Origin of the sequence: Psychrobacillus sp. OK032, assembly GCF_900111345.1 — a bacterium.
In the GTDB taxonomy this organism is placed as follows: Bacteria; Bacillota; Bacilli; order Bacillales_A; family Planococcaceae; genus Psychrobacillus.
The window spans coordinates 177921-193257 of the sequence record NZ_FOGY01000010.1; the positions used below are offsets into that span (position 1 = coordinate 177921).

General features: G+C 36.8%; 16 protein-coding genes. 2 read left to right on the forward strand and 14 right to left on the reverse strand.

The window, feature by feature from the left end; all coding sequences use genetic code 11:
• Position 1: 1 nt before the first annotated feature.
• The 10 genes from yycF to rpsF form a co-directional block, all read right to left on the reverse strand.
• Positions 2 to 706 (reverse strand): response regulator YycF, encoded by a 705-nt coding sequence (yycF, locus tag BMZ04_RS18530; protein WP_093275403.1) that lies wholly within the window; start codon positions 704 to 706, stop codon positions 2 to 4.
• 392 nt (positions 707 to 1098) lie between these two features.
• Positions 1099 to 2571, reverse strand: coding sequence for a M23 family metallopeptidase (locus BMZ04_RS18535; RefSeq protein ID WP_093275408.1), 1473 nt, complete (start codon positions 2569 to 2571; stop codon positions 1099 to 1101).
• A gap of 358 nt (positions 2572 to 2929) precedes the next feature.
• Positions 2930 to 4216, reverse strand: a complete 1287-nt coding sequence (locus BMZ04_RS18540) for an adenylosuccinate synthase (protein WP_093275413.1) — start codon at positions 4214 to 4216, stop codon at positions 2930 to 2932.
• 140 nt (positions 4217 to 4356) lie between these two features.
• Complete coding sequence (gene dnaB, locus BMZ04_RS18545) at positions 4357 to 5712, reverse strand: replicative DNA helicase (RefSeq protein WP_093275416.1); 1356 nt, start codon at positions 5710 to 5712, stop codon at positions 4357 to 4359.
• Between the two features lie 12 nt (positions 5713 to 5724).
• Complete coding sequence (gene rplI, locus BMZ04_RS18550) at positions 5725 to 6174, reverse strand: 50S ribosomal protein L9 (RefSeq protein WP_093275419.1); 450 nt, start codon at positions 6172 to 6174, stop codon at positions 5725 to 5727.
• The gene (locus BMZ04_RS18555; RefSeq protein ID WP_177184501.1) at positions 6171 to 8147 is read right to left on the reverse strand and encodes a DHH family phosphoesterase; all 1977 of its coding nucleotides are present in this window, start codon (positions 8145 to 8147) and stop codon (positions 6171 to 6173) included. Before BMZ04_RS18555 ends, rplI begins: the two co-directional genes overlap by 4 nt.
• A 12-nt stretch (positions 8148 to 8159) precedes the next feature.
• Complete coding sequence (locus tag BMZ04_RS18560) at positions 8160 to 9101, reverse strand: YybS family protein (protein ID WP_093275423.1); 942 nt, start codon at positions 9099 to 9101, stop codon at positions 8160 to 8162.
• Between the two features lie 552 nt (positions 9102 to 9653).
• Positions 9654 to 9890 (reverse strand): 30S ribosomal protein S18, encoded by a 237-nt coding sequence (gene rpsR, locus BMZ04_RS18565; RefSeq protein WP_093275428.1) that lies wholly within the window; start codon positions 9888 to 9890, stop codon positions 9654 to 9656.
• Between the two features lie 46 nt (positions 9891 to 9936).
• Positions 9937 to 10446 (reverse strand): single-stranded DNA-binding protein, encoded by a 510-nt coding sequence (ssb, locus tag BMZ04_RS18570; protein ID WP_093275432.1) that lies wholly within the window; start codon positions 10444 to 10446, stop codon positions 9937 to 9939.
• Between the two features lie 41 nt (positions 10447 to 10487).
• Positions 10488 to 10796 carry a 30S ribosomal protein S6 gene (rpsF, locus tag BMZ04_RS18575; RefSeq protein ID WP_093275435.1) on the reverse strand — a complete coding sequence of 103 codons (309 nt, stop codon included), beginning with the start codon at positions 10794 to 10796 and terminating at the stop codon, positions 10488 to 10490.
• Between the two features lie 166 nt (positions 10797 to 10962).
• On the opposite strand from rpsF, the gene BMZ04_RS18580 reads away from it, so the two are divergent.
• Positions 10963 to 11511: a DUF3267 domain-containing protein gene (locus tag BMZ04_RS18580; protein ID WP_093275439.1), complete on the forward strand. Its 549-nt coding sequence runs from the start codon at positions 10963 to 10965 to the stop codon at positions 11509 to 11511.
• A 207-nt stretch (positions 11512 to 11718) separates the two neighbouring features.
• Here the strand turns inward: BMZ04_RS18580 and ychF are convergent, their stop codons facing one another.
• From ychF to BMZ04_RS18595, 3 genes are all read right to left on the reverse strand, one after another.
• On the reverse strand, positions 11719 to 12819 hold the full coding sequence (gene ychF, locus BMZ04_RS18585; protein WP_093275443.1) for a redox-regulated ATPase YchF: 1101 nt from the start codon (positions 12817 to 12819) through the stop codon (positions 11719 to 11721).
• 88 nt (positions 12820 to 12907) lie between these two features.
• Positions 12908 to 13108, reverse strand: coding sequence for a DUF951 domain-containing protein (locus BMZ04_RS18590; protein WP_093275447.1), 201 nt, complete (start codon positions 13106 to 13108; stop codon positions 12908 to 12910).
• Positions 13109 to 13150: 42 nt separating this feature from the next.
• Positions 13151 to 13969: a mechanosensitive ion channel family protein gene (locus tag BMZ04_RS18595; protein ID WP_093275450.1), complete on the reverse strand. Its 819-nt coding sequence runs from the start codon at positions 13967 to 13969 to the stop codon at positions 13151 to 13153.
• 79 nt (positions 13970 to 14048) lie between these two features.
• On the opposite strand from BMZ04_RS18595, the gene yyaC reads away from it, so the two are divergent.
• Positions 14049 to 14648 (forward strand): spore protease YyaC, encoded by a 600-nt coding sequence (gene yyaC, locus BMZ04_RS18600; protein ID WP_093275579.1) that lies wholly within the window; start codon positions 14049 to 14051, stop codon positions 14646 to 14648.
• Here yyaC and BMZ04_RS18605 read toward each other — a convergent pair.
• Entirely contained in the window at positions 14604 to 15311 is a 708-nt protein-coding gene (locus BMZ04_RS18605) for a DUF554 domain-containing protein (protein ID WP_093275453.1), read from the reverse strand. The genes yyaC and BMZ04_RS18605 overlap by 45 nt on opposite strands.
• Positions 15312 to 15337 lie beyond the last annotated feature (26 nt).

The following is a 15337-nucleotide window of genomic DNA, read 5'->3' on the forward strand; positions in this document are numbered from 1 at the left end:
TTTACTCCTGTTCAGGGTTTCGTAAGTAGTAACCGACGCCTCTTCTAGTTACAATCCAAGTAGGGTGACTAGGATTATCCTCAATCTTCTCACGCAGACGACGAATAGTTACGTCTACTGTTCGAACATCCCCAAAATAATCATATCCCCATACTGTTTGTAATAAATGTTCGCGAGTCATCACTTGTCCAACATGTTTTGCTAAATAGTGTAAAAGCTCAAATTCACGATGTGTCAGTTCAATTGTTATATCTCTTTTTAATGCTAAATATGCATCTGGTTGTATAGTAAGTGGTCCTATTACGATGTCATTCGTTGTAACTTCGGAATCGCCATGTATTGTTTGATGTCTTCGCATATTTGCTTTCACTCTTGCTATTAATTCTCTTGTGCTAAATGGTTTTGTCACATAGTCATCTGCCCCTAGCTCCAAGCCCAGCACTTTATCGATTTCCGAATCCTTTGCAGTTAACATGATGATAGGGAAGTCATATTTTTTCCTTATTTCTCGACAAACTTCCATACCGTCTCTATTTGGGAGCATAATATCTAATAACATTAAATCGGGTTGTATCTCTTCTACCTTTTTCAATGCTTCATCGCCATCATAGGCACAAAATACTTGGTAACCCTCTTTTTTTAAATTAAATTGCAATATATCTGCAATCGGTTTTTCGTCATCTACTACTAATATTTTTTTACTCATTTATAGAACCCCTTTCGTTCTTATCTCTGTATTTTATAAAAATGAATTATTTTTCTTTTCATGTATTTACTCTATCATGCTTTTAGACTCTTCGCATCCTTAAAGGAAGTAGTTGGTATTGTGACAACAAAAGTCGATGCTTGTCGAATTATTTCCCAGGAAATTATCAAATACGCTCCTGAACAAGAAAGATTTGCTGAAAAAGAGCAAAAGCGCAAGCGCTTATATTAGAAGAATACAGTCTAAGTTTGCGATATCGTGTCGCGACGAGCTTGCGCAGGAATAAGGCGCTGGAGTCTGGACGGCGAAAAGTTATCACATTACATAAGTCTTTATAATTTCCAAAAGCAAAAAAAAGAGACAGCCAAACTAGTGACCGTCTCTACCTATTTTTAGTTTAACACAGATAATGGATTAATCGTTACACCGTTCTTCTTCACTTCGAAATGCAAGTGAGTACCTGTTGAACGACCAGTACTTCCCATTACACCTAACTTAGAACCTTGAGGCACAACATCCCCTACACTAACACTTATAGAAGCGAGGTGAGCATAGGTTGTTTTGTATCCATTCTGGTGATTCACAATTACCCGATTACCATATGTTCCATCTCGTCCAGCTGCTTCAACAACGCCATTATCCGCGGCTTTTATCGCAAAACCATTAGGACGTGCAATATCTATCCCCTCATGCTGACGGCCCCAACGATAACCCATTTTACTGGATATATATCCACCTTCAGCTGGCCAAGCAAATTGACCAGAACCACGAGACGGTATCACTTTAGTTCCTTTTAAGACGATATGCTCCTTAGGTTCTTCAAGGATTGTCTCTTCAATTACTGATTGCCCTACTTCAACACCATTTGCTTTACGGACTAAGTAAGTAGCTATCTTCTTTCCATCAGAACCTTCTTGTTTAACCTTTGTATCACCTTTATACATTTCATCTGATTCTACTACTTTTTTTGTATGTTTGATGACTTCCTCAGCTTTTTTTTCATATAGAACTTCTACATTAATAAGTGGTTTTAAGACAGTTACATTTAACTCTTGCCCTATTTGCAATAAGGTAGATTCTGTAACTCCTGGATTTAAAGCCATAAGCTCAGCAGATGTTAAATCATGCTTATTAGCTATTGTTCCTAATACATCACCTGTGTCCACTTTATATGTTTCTTTTTCTAAAGTTCCTTCTAAAAGAAGTTTAACTGCATCATCTGGTGAGACAACTTTTTCTGGATTGACTTCTACAGTAACGCCTGATACTTTTTCTTTTAAGATTAAATCCGTAATACGTGTTTCATTTTCATTTAATTGGGGTAAAGCTTCAGTAGAATCTTTTCGTGCTTCCAGTGCTTGTAGCTCATCTTCTGAAACAAATTGCAACTTAAATTTATGTACGGCTTCTTGGTAAGCATCTAAGTCTTTGACGTAGACCGCCATCTCGTCATTAACAGATAATGCAAATGCTGTTGCTTTTACTTCTATTAACTCATCTAATTTTTGAAGTGTTGCTTCGTCATTTGTAGAAGCTGTAAAAACTTGTTCTGGTACAATTGACAAGTTAGAACCAGCTTTTAAAGAAAGATTCTCGTACTGGGAGCTCGAATCTTGAACTTTTTGATCCATCATTGCTTCCATCTCTGTTTGATCTGATAATGCCCCTACGTATTCTCCATTGGAATATATATGATAAATTTCTTTCAACATATGACTCTCGTCTTCATTTGCAAATGCAATATTAAAGGAAAAACTGGAAATGAGCAAAATTGATACGGTTGCTTTTTTCACTATACTTGATTTTCTGTTTGTCAGAACAGTTTTTTGAATTTCCTGTTCCTTGTTCTTTCTTTTCAAAAACATGGTAAAGCCCCTTCCAAACTAATTACAATCTACTCTATTTTTGACACTACTTTAATTTAACATATTTGAAATAAGGAAGTGAACTAATTACGCTAGTTGTAAAGAAACTGTAGTATTGGTTCCAATATATTCTATTAGCTTACAAAAAAAGGAGAAGAACTAATCTCTTTTTCTTTATTTTCGACTCTTTTATCTGAATTATTGCCATAATACCTATTTTTACACAAGAACATATTCTATTCTCTGTCATATTTGTCATATTAGAAGTCTTAAATCTTTAGTTTTCCCTTAACTTTTGAATGAGACGACAAAAAGCTGTCGAAAAGTTTTCACTTCTCGACAGCTTTTACTTATTACCCTATCTCCAAACACTCGAAATAATATTGGTTTGCGTACGATCCGGACCAACCGAAAAAATTGATATTTGTACGCCGGTTAATTGTGCGATTCGCTCTAGATAATGACGAGCATTTGCTGGTAACTCATCAAGCGTTTTACATTTCGTAATATCTTCGTTCCAACCTTGTAACTCTTCATATACCGGTTCACATTCCGAAAGCACACGAAGATTTGCTGGGTATTCCGTGATTAACTTCTCTTTATATTTATAAGCTGTACATATTTTTACAGTATCCAAACCAGTTAAAACGTCAATAGAATTTACTGTTAAATCCGTTAATCCACTTACACGTGCAGCATGTCTGATTACTACTGTATCAAACCAACCAATTCGGCGTGGTCTGCCAGTTGTTGTTCCATACTCTTTCCCAACTTCACGGATTTGACTTCCAACTTCATCAAATAACTCTGTCGGAAACGGTCCATCACCTACACGAGAAGTATAAGCTTTGCATACGCCTACCACATGAGATATTTTAGTTGGTCCAACTCCAGCACCAATCGTTACCCCTCCAGCAACTGGATTCGAAGAAGTTACAAATGGATACGTTCCTTGGTCAATATCCAACATGACACCTTGCGCACCTTCAAAAAGTACACGACGACCTTCGTCTAATGCATCGTTTAATACTTTTGAAGTATCTGTTACGTATTTTTCGATTTCTTTTCCATAACCATAAAACTCTTCTAAAATTTCCTCTACTGTAAACCCTTCTGTTTCATAAAGCTTCTCGAACATTCTATTTTTTTCAGCCAAATTATGTGCTAACTTTTCTTTAAACACCTCATAATCAAGAAGATCTGCGATACGAATTCCAACTCGTGCAGCTTTATCCATATAGGCTGGTCCAATTCCTTTGCCTGTAGTACCAATTTTATTTGCACCTTTACGTGCTTCTTCTACTTCATCTTGTTTAATGTGGTACGGAAGGATGACATGTGCCCGGTTGGAAATACGTAAATTCTCCGTCTCTACGCCTCGATCATGTAGTCCCTTTATTTCTTTTACTAGTGCCTTTGGATCTACCACCATGCCGTTTCCAATAACAGAGATTTTATCGTTGTAAAAAATACCGGAAGGAATGAGATGAAGCTTATACGTTTCGCCTCCGAAAATAATAGTATGCCCTGCATTATTTCCACCTTGATAACGTGCGATTACTTCTGCACTTTCAGAAAGAAAATCGGTAATTTTTCCTTTTCCTTCGTCTCCCCACTGTGTTCCAACCACTACAACTGATGGCATTGCCGACACCTCCGACAGACATTCATATGTCCTGAATAAAATCAGTGTAATTGTACCAATATTCTAAATCATCGTCAACAAATTTCAATAAAAAACACGAACAATTAATGGTATACCCATTAATACATTCGTGTTTATAGTTATGCTGGTGGAGCTTGATGTTGGCTCCAATCAATATTAACGAATTTATTAAATTCCTTCACAAAGGCAAGCGTTACAGTTCCAGTCGGGCCATTACGCTGTTTTGCAATGATAATTTCAATCATATTTTGGTTTTCCGTTTCTTTATCGTAATAATCCTCACGATATAGGAAAGAAACGATATCCGCATCTTGCTCAATTGACCCAGATTCACGTAAATCGGACATCATCGGTCGTTTATCTTGTCGTTGTTCCACCCCACGGGAAAGCTGTGAAAGTGCAATGACCGGTACTTTTAACTCACGTGCTAACCCTTTTAGTGAACGAGAAATCTCGGAAACCTCTTGTTGACGGTTTGCTTGACTTCCACCGCTTCCTTGAATAAGTTGTAAATAATCAATTAATATCATTCCAAGACCAGATTCTTGTTTTAAACGACGGCATTTAGCACGTATTTCATTTACTCGAATACCAGGCGTATCGTCGATATAAATACCAGCATTTGATAAGCTTCCCATCGCCATTGTGAGCTTACGCCAGTCTTCTGTTGTAAGTGCACCGGTACGAAGGACTTGAGCATCTATATTCCCCTCTGCACAAAGTATACGCATTACTAATTGTTCTGCTCCCATCTCCAAGCTAAAGATGGCAACGTTTTCGTCGGTCTTTGTAGCTACATTTTGGGCTACATTGAGTGCAAATGCTGTTTTCCCGACAGACGGACGTGCGGCTACGATGATTAAGTCATTTCGTTGGAAACCAGCAGTAATACGATCTAAATCACGAAATCCTGTAGGTATTCCCGTAACATCACCTTTTTGTGAATGAAGCTTTTCGATATTATCATATGTTTCCACTAATACATCTTTAATATGCTTAAAGTCACCGGCACTTTTTCGGTTGGCGACTTCCATCATTTTTTTTTCTGCTTCTGATAATAAGGCTTCTACTTCGTCTTCTCTAGTGAATCCGTCTTCTACGATCGAAGTAGCTACACGAATAAGTCGACGTAAAATAGACTTTTCTTCTACTATCTTTGCATAATGACCAATATTAGCAGCAGTCGGGACGCTATTTGCAATCTCACTAATGTACGAGATACCTCCAACATCTTCCAACTCTTTTTTAGCCGAAAGTTCTTCGGTTACAGTAACGACGTCTATTGCTTTCCCTTGATCACTTAACCGTATCATCGTTTGAAATATCTTTTGATGTGCGACTCGGTAAAAGTCCTCCGGCATCACAATTTCTGCGGCAGTTATTAATGCTTGCGGTTCTAAAAATATTGCTCCGATGACAGATTGCTCAGCTTCTTGATTATGGGGCGGTACACGGTCCAACAATGGATCGCTCATTGATCTCTCTCCTTATGCTTCTTCTGTGACTTGCACTTTTAATGTCGCTACTACTTCATGATGTAGTTTAACCGGAACATTTGTAAATCCTAATGCACGAATAGCATCATCTAGCTCCATTTTGCGCTTATCCAGTTTAATACTATGTGATTTCTCTAACTGTGCTGCAATTTGTTTGGTTGTTACAGAACCAAATAAGCGACCATCGCTACCTGATTTTGCCTTCAACTCTACTGTAAGTTGCTCTAACACTTCTTTTAATTTTTTTGCTTCTGCTAACTCTTCTGCTGCTTCTTTTTCTGATTTTTTCTTTTGCCCTTCTAAAGCGCTAATTGCAGCTGTATTTGCTTCCACTGCGAGTTTATTTTTCAATAAAAAGTTATGTGCATAGCCATCTGCAACGTTTTTTATTTCCCCTTTTTTCCCTTTACCTTTTACATCTTTTAAGAATACGACTTTCATTCTGTATTTCCTCCTTTAGTTGTTTCCGTAATAGCATCTTTTAATAATGTTATTGCCTCTTCTATTGTTTTATTTTCTAATTGGCATGCAGCATTCGTTAAATGCCCCCCGCCGTTCAGTCTTTCCATTACTAACTGTACATTTACATCTCCGAGTGATCTTGCACTTATGCCTATTTTAGAATCGCTTTTTCGCCCAATGACAAACGAAGCAGTAATATTATTCATCGTTAATAAAATATCGGCTGTTTGGGCTAGTAACACCTGACTATAAGCGATGTTATCTTCACCGTGTGCAATAGCAATACCTTCGCCAAAAAATTCAACTGTTTGCACTATTTTAGAACGCTCAATATACGTATCAATGTCTTCTTTCAATAAACGTTGTACAAGTACCGTATCTGCTCCATTCGTACGAAGATAGGAAGCTGCTTCAAATGTTCTAGCTCCTGTACGTAAGGTAAAGCTTTTCGTGTCAACTATTATTCCTGCAAGCATAGATGTAGCTTCTAAGCTTGTTACCTTTTGGTATTTAGGCTGGTATTCGATTAATTCTGTAACAAGCTCAGAAGTAGAGGAAGCGTAGGGTTCCATATAAACAAGCATCGTATTAGATATAAATTCTTCTCCTCGTCGGTGATGATCAATGACGACTATTTTCTCTGCTCTTTGAAGCAATTTTTCATCAATAACTAGGCTTGGTTTATGTGTATCTACTACAACTAAAAGTGTTTTATCAGTCATTTTACTCATTGCTTCATCCGGGCTGATAAAACGATCATAGAGCTCTGGCTTTTCCTTAATTTCATCCATTAATCGAATAACGCTGTTGTCTAGTTCATTAAAGTCTATCACAACGTAGCCATCTACTTTATTCATCTCGGCCATTTTTCTCACTCCGACAGCAGATCCAATTGCATCCATATCAGGCATACGATGCCCCATCACAAACACTTGATCACTATCTTGAATTAAATCTCGAAGGGCATGCGATATAACTCTAGCTCTAACACGCGTTCTTTTTTCTACTGGATTTGTTTTCCCGCCGTAAAACTTCACTTTTCCACTTGGATGTTTGATCGCTACCTGATCTCCACCGCGCCCTAATACTAAGTCTAAGCTCGACTGTGCTAACTCTCCAAGCTCTACCAGTGAAATAGATCCTGCACCAACACCAACACTCAACGTTAAAGAAAATCCAAACTTTGCTGTAGTCTCTCTAATATCATCTAAAATTGAAAATTTATTTTTCTCTAGTTCCACTAAAATTGATTCGTTAAAAACCGCTAAAAAACGATCTGAAGAAATCCTTTTTACATATATTCCGTATTTTGCGCCCCAGTCATTCACACATGAGGTAACAATACTATTTAACTGTCCTCGGGTTTGATCATCCATCCCTTGCGCAATTTCATCATAGTTATCGATAAATAACACACCGATAACTGTACGATCCCCATAATATAAGGATTCCATTTCTACTTGTTCTGTAATGTCGAAGAAGTACAATAGCTTTTCTTCTGCTTTATACAACACTTTGTAGTTATTGTCATCAAGTGATATGACGATTTCTTTTATATCTTCCTGTTTCAAAAGCTGTTTAAAATCTGTTGATATCGAGAACAACTCTTCACCAATAATCGTATCGAATGGTAACTTTTGCATCATGTAAGGGTTAGCCCACTCAATGACATACTGATCATTTATCAATAAAATACCAATAGGCATTTCTAATAGCGCTTCTTCTCCTACTTTTTTCATTCGATAAGAGAGGGTTTCTATATGCCTTTCTGTCTCTTCATATACACGTTGTTCTATAATCCATGCATAAATAGAGACCCCAATTACTAATAAAGTAAATAACAATCCAACTAACAAATTGTTAAACAACAATATATAAGCTGCCACTCCACCGAGTAACATGAACAAAACCAGTGGATATCGAATTGGCCGTTTCCTAAAAAAAGATGCCACTTGATCAGCTCCTTATTTTTTGTACCTGTCTTTTAAATACGCTCGCACATTAAATCCTAAATCTAAGACACCCAATATAATAGTGAACGTATAAAGCGGTACGGCAAGAATGCTTGCTAAAACCATTGACCATTTTGGCCACCCTTGCACATAAAAATAGTAGTGAATGAGCGATACACCTTGTAAAAACAAAAGAACTCTTAAAATAAGTGCCGCATTCACAAATAGTAAATATCCAAAAGTCCCAATTTCAAATGACATGAACAAGGTAAAAATGGATACGATTAAATAATACCACAACACCACTTTTGGTAGTCTAAAATCCATAAACTTTGAAAATTTTGGAACATCTAGTTTTAACTTTTTTAATAACGATAAATTAATCACTAAGTAAATAAAAGCACCGATAAAAGCCCCACCAATAAAATAAGAAGGCATAATTGCTTCAATTAGCATTATACTTTGTGCCACCATTTGATCGTAATCTTTCGGCAATTGCCCAACCGACGCCATAATATTCCCTATTTGGTCATAGTATATTTCAATACCCTCTAATAGTTGTTCTAAAATATTGATATTTAATAATAAGATAGAAATTATGTATTGTATTGCCGTCATAAGTAATATGAAAATCCCAGAAGCCATTAGCATATACAACTTCGATTTATTATTACGAATGGAGTCACCTATTAGCAACCCTAATGGAGCAACCAATAATCCAAAAACGAAGCCAAAAAATCCACCGATTATAAATGATATTATTATCGCAATAACTGTTACAAATATAGCATGTTTCCTTGCAAACTTTGCACTATACCAAGCAATCGGTAATGGAACGATAAACGACGTTATAAAACCTACGAATGGCACATACACCGAGATTTCTAATAGAATAGCAAATAGTGCAATCATCATAGACCCATATGTTAAATAGTTTGACTGATTTTTTTGCATTTAGTACCTTCCTTTATCCTAGTCATCTACTTATTGTAACAGATTTACTACACCAACTAAAACTCCATACACTGCCAACTTTACTTTTTCAAATGGTGCAATAAAAAAACTACCCTTATTAAGGATAGTTTGTACAATATAGGAATAATGCGTCATAAGTAATTTACCGCTAGGATTTCCACTGCAGTGCGGACGCTTTTTAGCGGGGTGAGCGATGAGCCATCTCCGCCGCTCACGCTTACGTTGCGATCAATGGAACCCGCTGACTAATCAGCATCTGAACTTAACATAGTTCTAGATTTGTCAAAATGCCGAAGAGCAACCAATCAATTTATTGCGAAGTCGGCCTGATAAATTTAAAGCTCTGATAACTGCAGACACCAAATTAGCAATAAATTCCCATTGATTAAAGCGAAAATCATAGCAATCACTTAATCGATTTTTTTAATGCGCATTTTTCCCATATATCACTTAATGTAAGAAGATGACATAGATTTTATCATTTCCTAGAGCACAAAAAAAGACCGGTTTCCCGGTCCTTGATTTATAAACTTATCTCTCTTCAGAAGAGAATGGAAGTAAAGCCATGATACGAGATACTTTAATAGCTCGTGTTAACTTACGTTGGTACTTCGCGCTAGTTCCTGTCACACGACGTGGAAGAATTTTCCCACGTTCTGACACGAATTTTTTCAACAAATCTACATCTTTATAATCGATGTGTGCAATGTTGTTAGCTGTGAAGTAACAAACCTTACGGCGTCTTTTGCCTCCGCGACGTGGTGCCATAATAGATTGCCTCCTTTTCGATTAAAGTAACATGTGTGAAGTCCTATTAAAACGGTAGATCGTCATCCGATACTTCGATTGGTCCACTACTATTTGCAAAAGGATCTTCATCTACACGTGTATAATTTTGCTGATTCATTGGTTGGTTTTGCTGATATGTTGGATATGGATTTTGCTGTTGTTGCTGTTGCCCGCCACCGTATGGTTGTGCCGTTTGGCCACGGTCTCCAGAACTACTACGTGGTTCTAAAAACTGAACACTGTCTGCGACAACATCCGTTGTATAAACACGTTTTCCATCTTGTCCTTCATAACTGCCTGTTTGAATACGCCCTTCGACACCTGCTAAACTTCCTTTTTTCAAGTAGTTAGCCGTGTTTTCCGCTTGTTTTCTCCAAACGACACAGTTGATAAAATCAGCTTCTCTTTCACCTGATTGGTTGGAAAATGTTCGATTGACAGCTAGTGTAAATCTTGCCATTGCCACACCACTTGGTGTATAGCGAAGTTCCGGATCTTTTGTTAGTCTTCCAACTAATACGACACGGTTAATCATCAGTGCTCAACCTCCCTCATTACAGCTTTTGTTAGTCGATTTTATTTTTTTGCTTTAACTTTAATATCATCGATACGAACAGCAATGTGACGGATAATGTCCTCATTGATGTTTGCTAAACGAATGTATTCATCGATTGCTTTAGAATCAGCGTTTGCTTTAACGATTTGGTAGTAACCTTCACGTAAGTCATTGATTTCGTAAGCTAAGCGGCGTTTACCCCAGTCTTTTGCTTCGATGATTTCAGCACCGTTTGAAGTTAGGATTTCGTTGAAACGCTCAACTAGAGCTTTCTTCGCATCCTCTTCGATTGCTGGTTGAATAATGTACATTAATTCGTACTTTCTCATCTATTTACACCTCCCTATGGTCTTTGGCCGATTGTTTACAATCGACAAGGAGCAAGTAATTCTATTACTCACATCAATGAATTGTACCATAAGGTGTTGATTATTTCAAGAATGATTGTCAATACTTTTTAAATTCATGTATATTTATTAATTGGAGGGATCGTTCATGGAAAATAAAGAGGATTATTTATCCATAATTGAAATTGATTTTAAAAAAGTCGCTTGGTCTAGTTTAATAATGACCGTTATTCTTTCAATTGTTGGACTGGTCATCTATACATTTATACGAGGAGATATACAACTATCTTTTACATTTTGGGATTTTTTCTTATTTTGTATTGGTTATATACTTCTTATTGTCTTGCATGAATGTTTTCACTTGTTTGGTTTTTATTTCTTTGGAAAAGTTCCTTGGAGTAGCATGGATTACGGCGTTAATCTCAAAATGGGGATTGCTTACGCCACTACGAACATTCCTCTACCTAATCATTCGATGAAAAAAGCGTTATTACTTCCGTTTTGGATGACAGGCGTTCTTCCAATGTTCATTGGTTATACAATAGAAATGCCAGTGCTTGTTCTGTTAGGCGCATGGCTTATTGCTGGTGCCGCTGGCGACTTTGCAATGTATAAAGAGTTGAAAAAATATCCAAAAGATGTATTGATTAAAGACGATCCTGTAAAACCTAAACTGTATGTATTAAAAAAAGATTAGCGAAAAAGTCCGCTAATCTTTTTTTATGCTTTAGTAAATTATAAAATCTTTGCATAAGGATAACTTTCTACAAGAACTTCGACGTCCAGACTCCAGCGCCTTGCCCCTCGGGGTCAAATGTGAAAAAGCTGTGGTGGCTGAGGAGCTGCCTCCTCGCTTTTCCCCGTTTGCCTGTCGGGGCAGACATAGGCGCTTGCGCTTTTGTCATTATACGTTAAAACGGAATAACATAACGTCGCCGTCTTGTACAATGTACTCTTTTCCTTCTAGACGAACTTTTCCTGCTTCTTTTGCTGAGGCCATAGATCCAGTAGCGACTAAATCATCGTAAGCAACTGTTTCCGCTCGGATAAATCCTTTTTCAAAGTCAGAGTGGATTACCCCTGCACATTGTGGAGCTTTCATCCCTTTACGGAAAGTCCATGCACGTACTTCTTGTACACCAGCAGTGAAATATGTAGCAAGTCCAAGTAAAGAGTAGGAAGCTTTAATTAACTGGTCTAATCCAGATTCTTCAATCCCTAATTCTTCTAAGAACATTTGTTTCTCGTCGTCCTCTAGTGCTGCCATTTCTTCTTCAATCTTGGCACAAACAACAATCACCTGTGCTCCTTCTTCTGAAGCAAATGCACGTACTCTTTGTACATATTCATTTTCGTCGTCTGCCATGATATCATCTTCCGATACATTCGCAACGTATAACATAGGTTTTACCGTTAACAGATGAAGCCCTTTTACTACTCGTAATTCCTCTTCAGAGAAGTCAACCGAACGACCTGATTTACCCGCTTCGAAAGCTTCTTTTAAGCGTGAAAGAATCGGTTCTTCTACCATCGCATCTTTATCTTTTTGTTTTGCCATTTTTGCAACACGAGCTAAACGCTTATCTACACTTTCTAAATCTGCTAAAATTAACTCCAAATTAATTACTTCTATGTCGGAGATAGGATCTACTTTACCAGAAACATGTGTAATATTTTCATCATTAAAACAACGTACTACTTGGCAGATTGCGTCTACTTCACGAATATGAGCTAAGAATTTGTTACCAAGCCCTTCCCCTTTACTAGCACCTTCTACAATTCCTGCAATATCTGTAAACTCAAATGCTGTTGGGACTGTCTTCTTTGGTGTTACTAACTCTGTTAACTTATCTAAACGTGCATCTGGAACTTCAACAATCCCTACGTTCGGATCAATCGTAGCAAACGGATAGTTAGCTGCAAGTGCGCCCGCTTTCGTTATTGCATTAAACAGTGTGGATTTCCCTACGTTCGGTAATCCTACAATACCTGCCGTCAATGCCATATATGTCACAACCCTTCTCTATATTAACTTACATTTTTTATAATTATAACTTGTTCATTATATTGATTTTGCTACTAAAAGTCTATCTTTACTCGGTATCTGCTTGTTTTAATAGTCGCTTCATCTTCTTTTCAAACTCTTTTCGTGGAATAAGTACACTATGTTGGCATCCTTCACATTTAATACGAATGTCTGCCCCCATACGTATGATTTTCCAGGCATTCGTTCCACATGGATGTTGTTTTTTCATTTCAACAATATCATTTAGTTGAAATTGTTTATTGTCCATCTTAATCACCTACTTTTACTATGATCAATTACGCTAGTTTAATCATGAAATTTGAATACCTTTCTTTTCTAGGAATTCTTTTAAATCTCTTCGTACCTTTCTTGCAACCCCAGCTTGTTTGGTTGGGATAGTTTCAGCGGTAATTCGAACAACTATCTCGGTTGCATTAAAGCTTTGTACTCCTAGAAAACTCGGTGGTTTAACGAGATCCTCGTATTTGCTAGGCAAATCTTCAAGAAATTCTTTTATATTCTTCTCTAATGTTGGAATATCTGTTTCAGATGCAACGCTAATGTCTATTAAGGCTAATGAGTTATAAATGGAATAATTGATAACAACGGTTATACTTCCATTCGGAATAATATGAAGTTCTCCTGTATAACTTTTCACTTTCGTTGTACGTAAACCAATTTCCTGCACAATTCCATTTGCCGTACCAATCTGGACTTGATCTCCTACTGCAAATTGATCTTCAAATATAATAAAAAATCCCGTAATTATATCTTTTACCAAACTTTGTGCTCCAAATCCGACCGCAAGTCCAACAATACCGGCCCCCGCAAGTAGTCCAATCACTTTTATACCAAAAGTACTTAAAATAGCTATTATTGCAGTGAAATACACAACGTTGGCTAAAATATTTTGAAGTAGTTTCTCTAACGTGTTTTGCCTACGTTCTGAATATCCTAAAGGACTTTTTTGTCTCACTACAAACAGTTTTTTGATAATACGTTTACCGACTCTCACCACAATTGTAGTCAGTAATAAAATAACTACTACTTTTAAAAAAATCATACCAAGTTGTAACCAGGTGTCCTCTGAAATTAAATAATCTTTTACTTTCTGCAAAGTTGCGTCCATAAAGTTGTTTATCACCTCTATTTGAATAAATAATTTTCTAGATGCATATACTATGCTAAAAAGAAAGCGAGTAAAATATATGAACTTTCAAGCAACAGCTACTCAACATCCATCTACTATCTATTATAAAGAAACAGGAGTTGTTTGGCGATTAAGCAACTACTTTTTGGAACATATTCCTTTTGATCATCCAAACCTAGTTTTTTGTTGTATAGGGACGGATCGCTCTACAGGTGATGCTCTTGGGCCAATGACCGGTTCCTTTTTGACTCAACTCGTTTCTTTTCCATTTCAAATTGTCGGAACTTTGGATAACCCATTACATGCTTTAAATCTTGAAGAAATTATGGAAGAGTTAAAAAGCTCACCTAATTCTCCTTATATTATTGCTATTGATGCTTGTTTAGGAAATGCAAACAATATTGGACAGATTATCGTTCACCCTGGTCCGCTTTACCCGGGAAAAGCAGTAAAAAAAGAATTACCACCAATCGGAGAAGTCTCCATTAAAGCTGTTGTGAATATCGGAGGTTTTATGGAATATAATGTTTTACAAAGTACCCGACTCAATCTAACATTTGAAATGGGTAAAGTCATTTCTCGTTCGCTTCTCCTAGCATGGCATCGTTATAATCTAAAAGATATAAATAAAAGCAACCGCAATGCCAACAACGACTAAACTTGGCAAGAGATTTGCTACCCTAATATTTGTTAAACCAAGTAAATTTAAACCAATTGCTATAATCATTATTCCGCCAGTAGCTGTCATTTCTTGAAGAAATAACTCAAGCGCAGCTTCTGGTATAACTTTTGTAATTTGTGTTGCAAACAAAGCAATTACTCCTTGGTAAATTGTCACTGGAATTGCTGATAACAATACGCCTATTCCTAAAGTTGCTGATAAAATAATAGCAGTAAAGCCATCTATTATTCCTTTACTAATAAGCAATTCATGATCGTTTTGAAGTCCGCTATTTAATGCTCCTAAAACTCCCATAGCGCCAATAACAAATATAAGTGTACTCGTAACAAAACCTTGTGCAATATTTCCTCCTTGAGAAGCTTTTGCTCCAAACTTCTTTTCTATAAACTGGCCTAATCTATTTAACCATTTATCTAAATCAATCCACTCTCCAATAACTGCACCAAATACTATACAAATAATGATTAATACAAAATTACTACTTTCGAATCCCATTTGAATACCTAAGACGGTCACCACAATCCCGATTGCGCCCATAACAGTTTGTTTCATATTTTCAGGTATCCCTTTTAATAATCTTCCAGCAATAGCCCCTATAATTATTAATAGAGCATTTACTAAAGTTCCCAATAGTACCATCCGTATTCCTCATCTCGTCTCTAAAA

Bases quoted from the DNA above. Each gene is read 5' to 3' on its own strand.
- yycF (WP_093275403.1), bottom strand. From the start codon at position 706: ATGAGTAAAAAAATATTAGTAGTAGATGACGAAAAACCGATTGCAGAT.
- BMZ04_RS18535 (WP_093275408.1), bottom strand. From the start codon at position 2,571: ATGTTTTTGAAAAGAAAGAACAAGGAACAGGAAATTCAAAAAACTGTT.
- BMZ04_RS18540 (WP_093275413.1), bottom strand. From the start codon at position 4,216: ATGCCATCAGTTGTAGTGGTTGGAACACAGTGGGGAGACGAAGGAAAA.
- dnaB (WP_093275416.1), bottom strand. From the start codon at position 5,712: ATGAGCGATCCATTGTTGGACCGTGTACCGCCCCATAATCAAGAAGCT.
- rplI (WP_093275419.1), bottom strand. From the start codon at position 6,174: ATGAAAGTCGTATTCTTAAAAGATGTAAAAGGTAAAGGGAAAAAAGGG.
- BMZ04_RS18560 (WP_093275423.1), bottom strand. From the start codon at position 9,101: ATGCAAAAAAATCAGTCAAACTATTTAACATATGGGTCTATGATGATT.
- rpsR (WP_093275428.1), bottom strand. From the start codon at position 9,890: ATGGCACCACGTCGCGGAGGCAAAAGACGCCGTAAGGTTTGTTACTTC.
- ssb (WP_093275432.1), bottom strand. From the start codon at position 10,446: ATGATTAACCGTGTCGTATTAGTTGGAAGACTAACAAAAGATCCGGAA.
- rpsF (WP_093275435.1), bottom strand. From the start codon at position 10,796: ATGAGAAAGTACGAATTAATGTACATTATTCAACCAGCAATCGAAGAG.
- BMZ04_RS18580 (WP_093275439.1), top strand. From the start codon at position 10,963: ATGGAAAATAAAGAGGATTATTTATCCATAATTGAAATTGATTTTAAA.
- ychF (WP_093275443.1), bottom strand. From the start codon at position 12,819: ATGGCATTGACGGCAGGTATTGTAGGATTACCGAACGTAGGGAAATCC.
- BMZ04_RS18590 (WP_093275447.1), bottom strand. From the start codon at position 13,108: ATGGACAATAAACAATTTCAACTAAATGATATTGTTGAAATGAAAAAA.
- BMZ04_RS18595 (WP_093275450.1), bottom strand. From the start codon at position 13,969: ATGGACGCAACTTTGCAGAAAGTAAAAGATTATTTAATTTCAGAGGAC.
- yyaC (WP_093275579.1), top strand. From the start codon at position 14,049: ATGAACTTTCAAGCAACAGCTACTCAACATCCATCTACTATCTATTAT.
- BMZ04_RS18605 (WP_093275453.1), bottom strand. From the start codon at position 15,311: ATGGTACTATTGGGAACTTTAGTAAATGCTCTATTAATAATTATAGGG.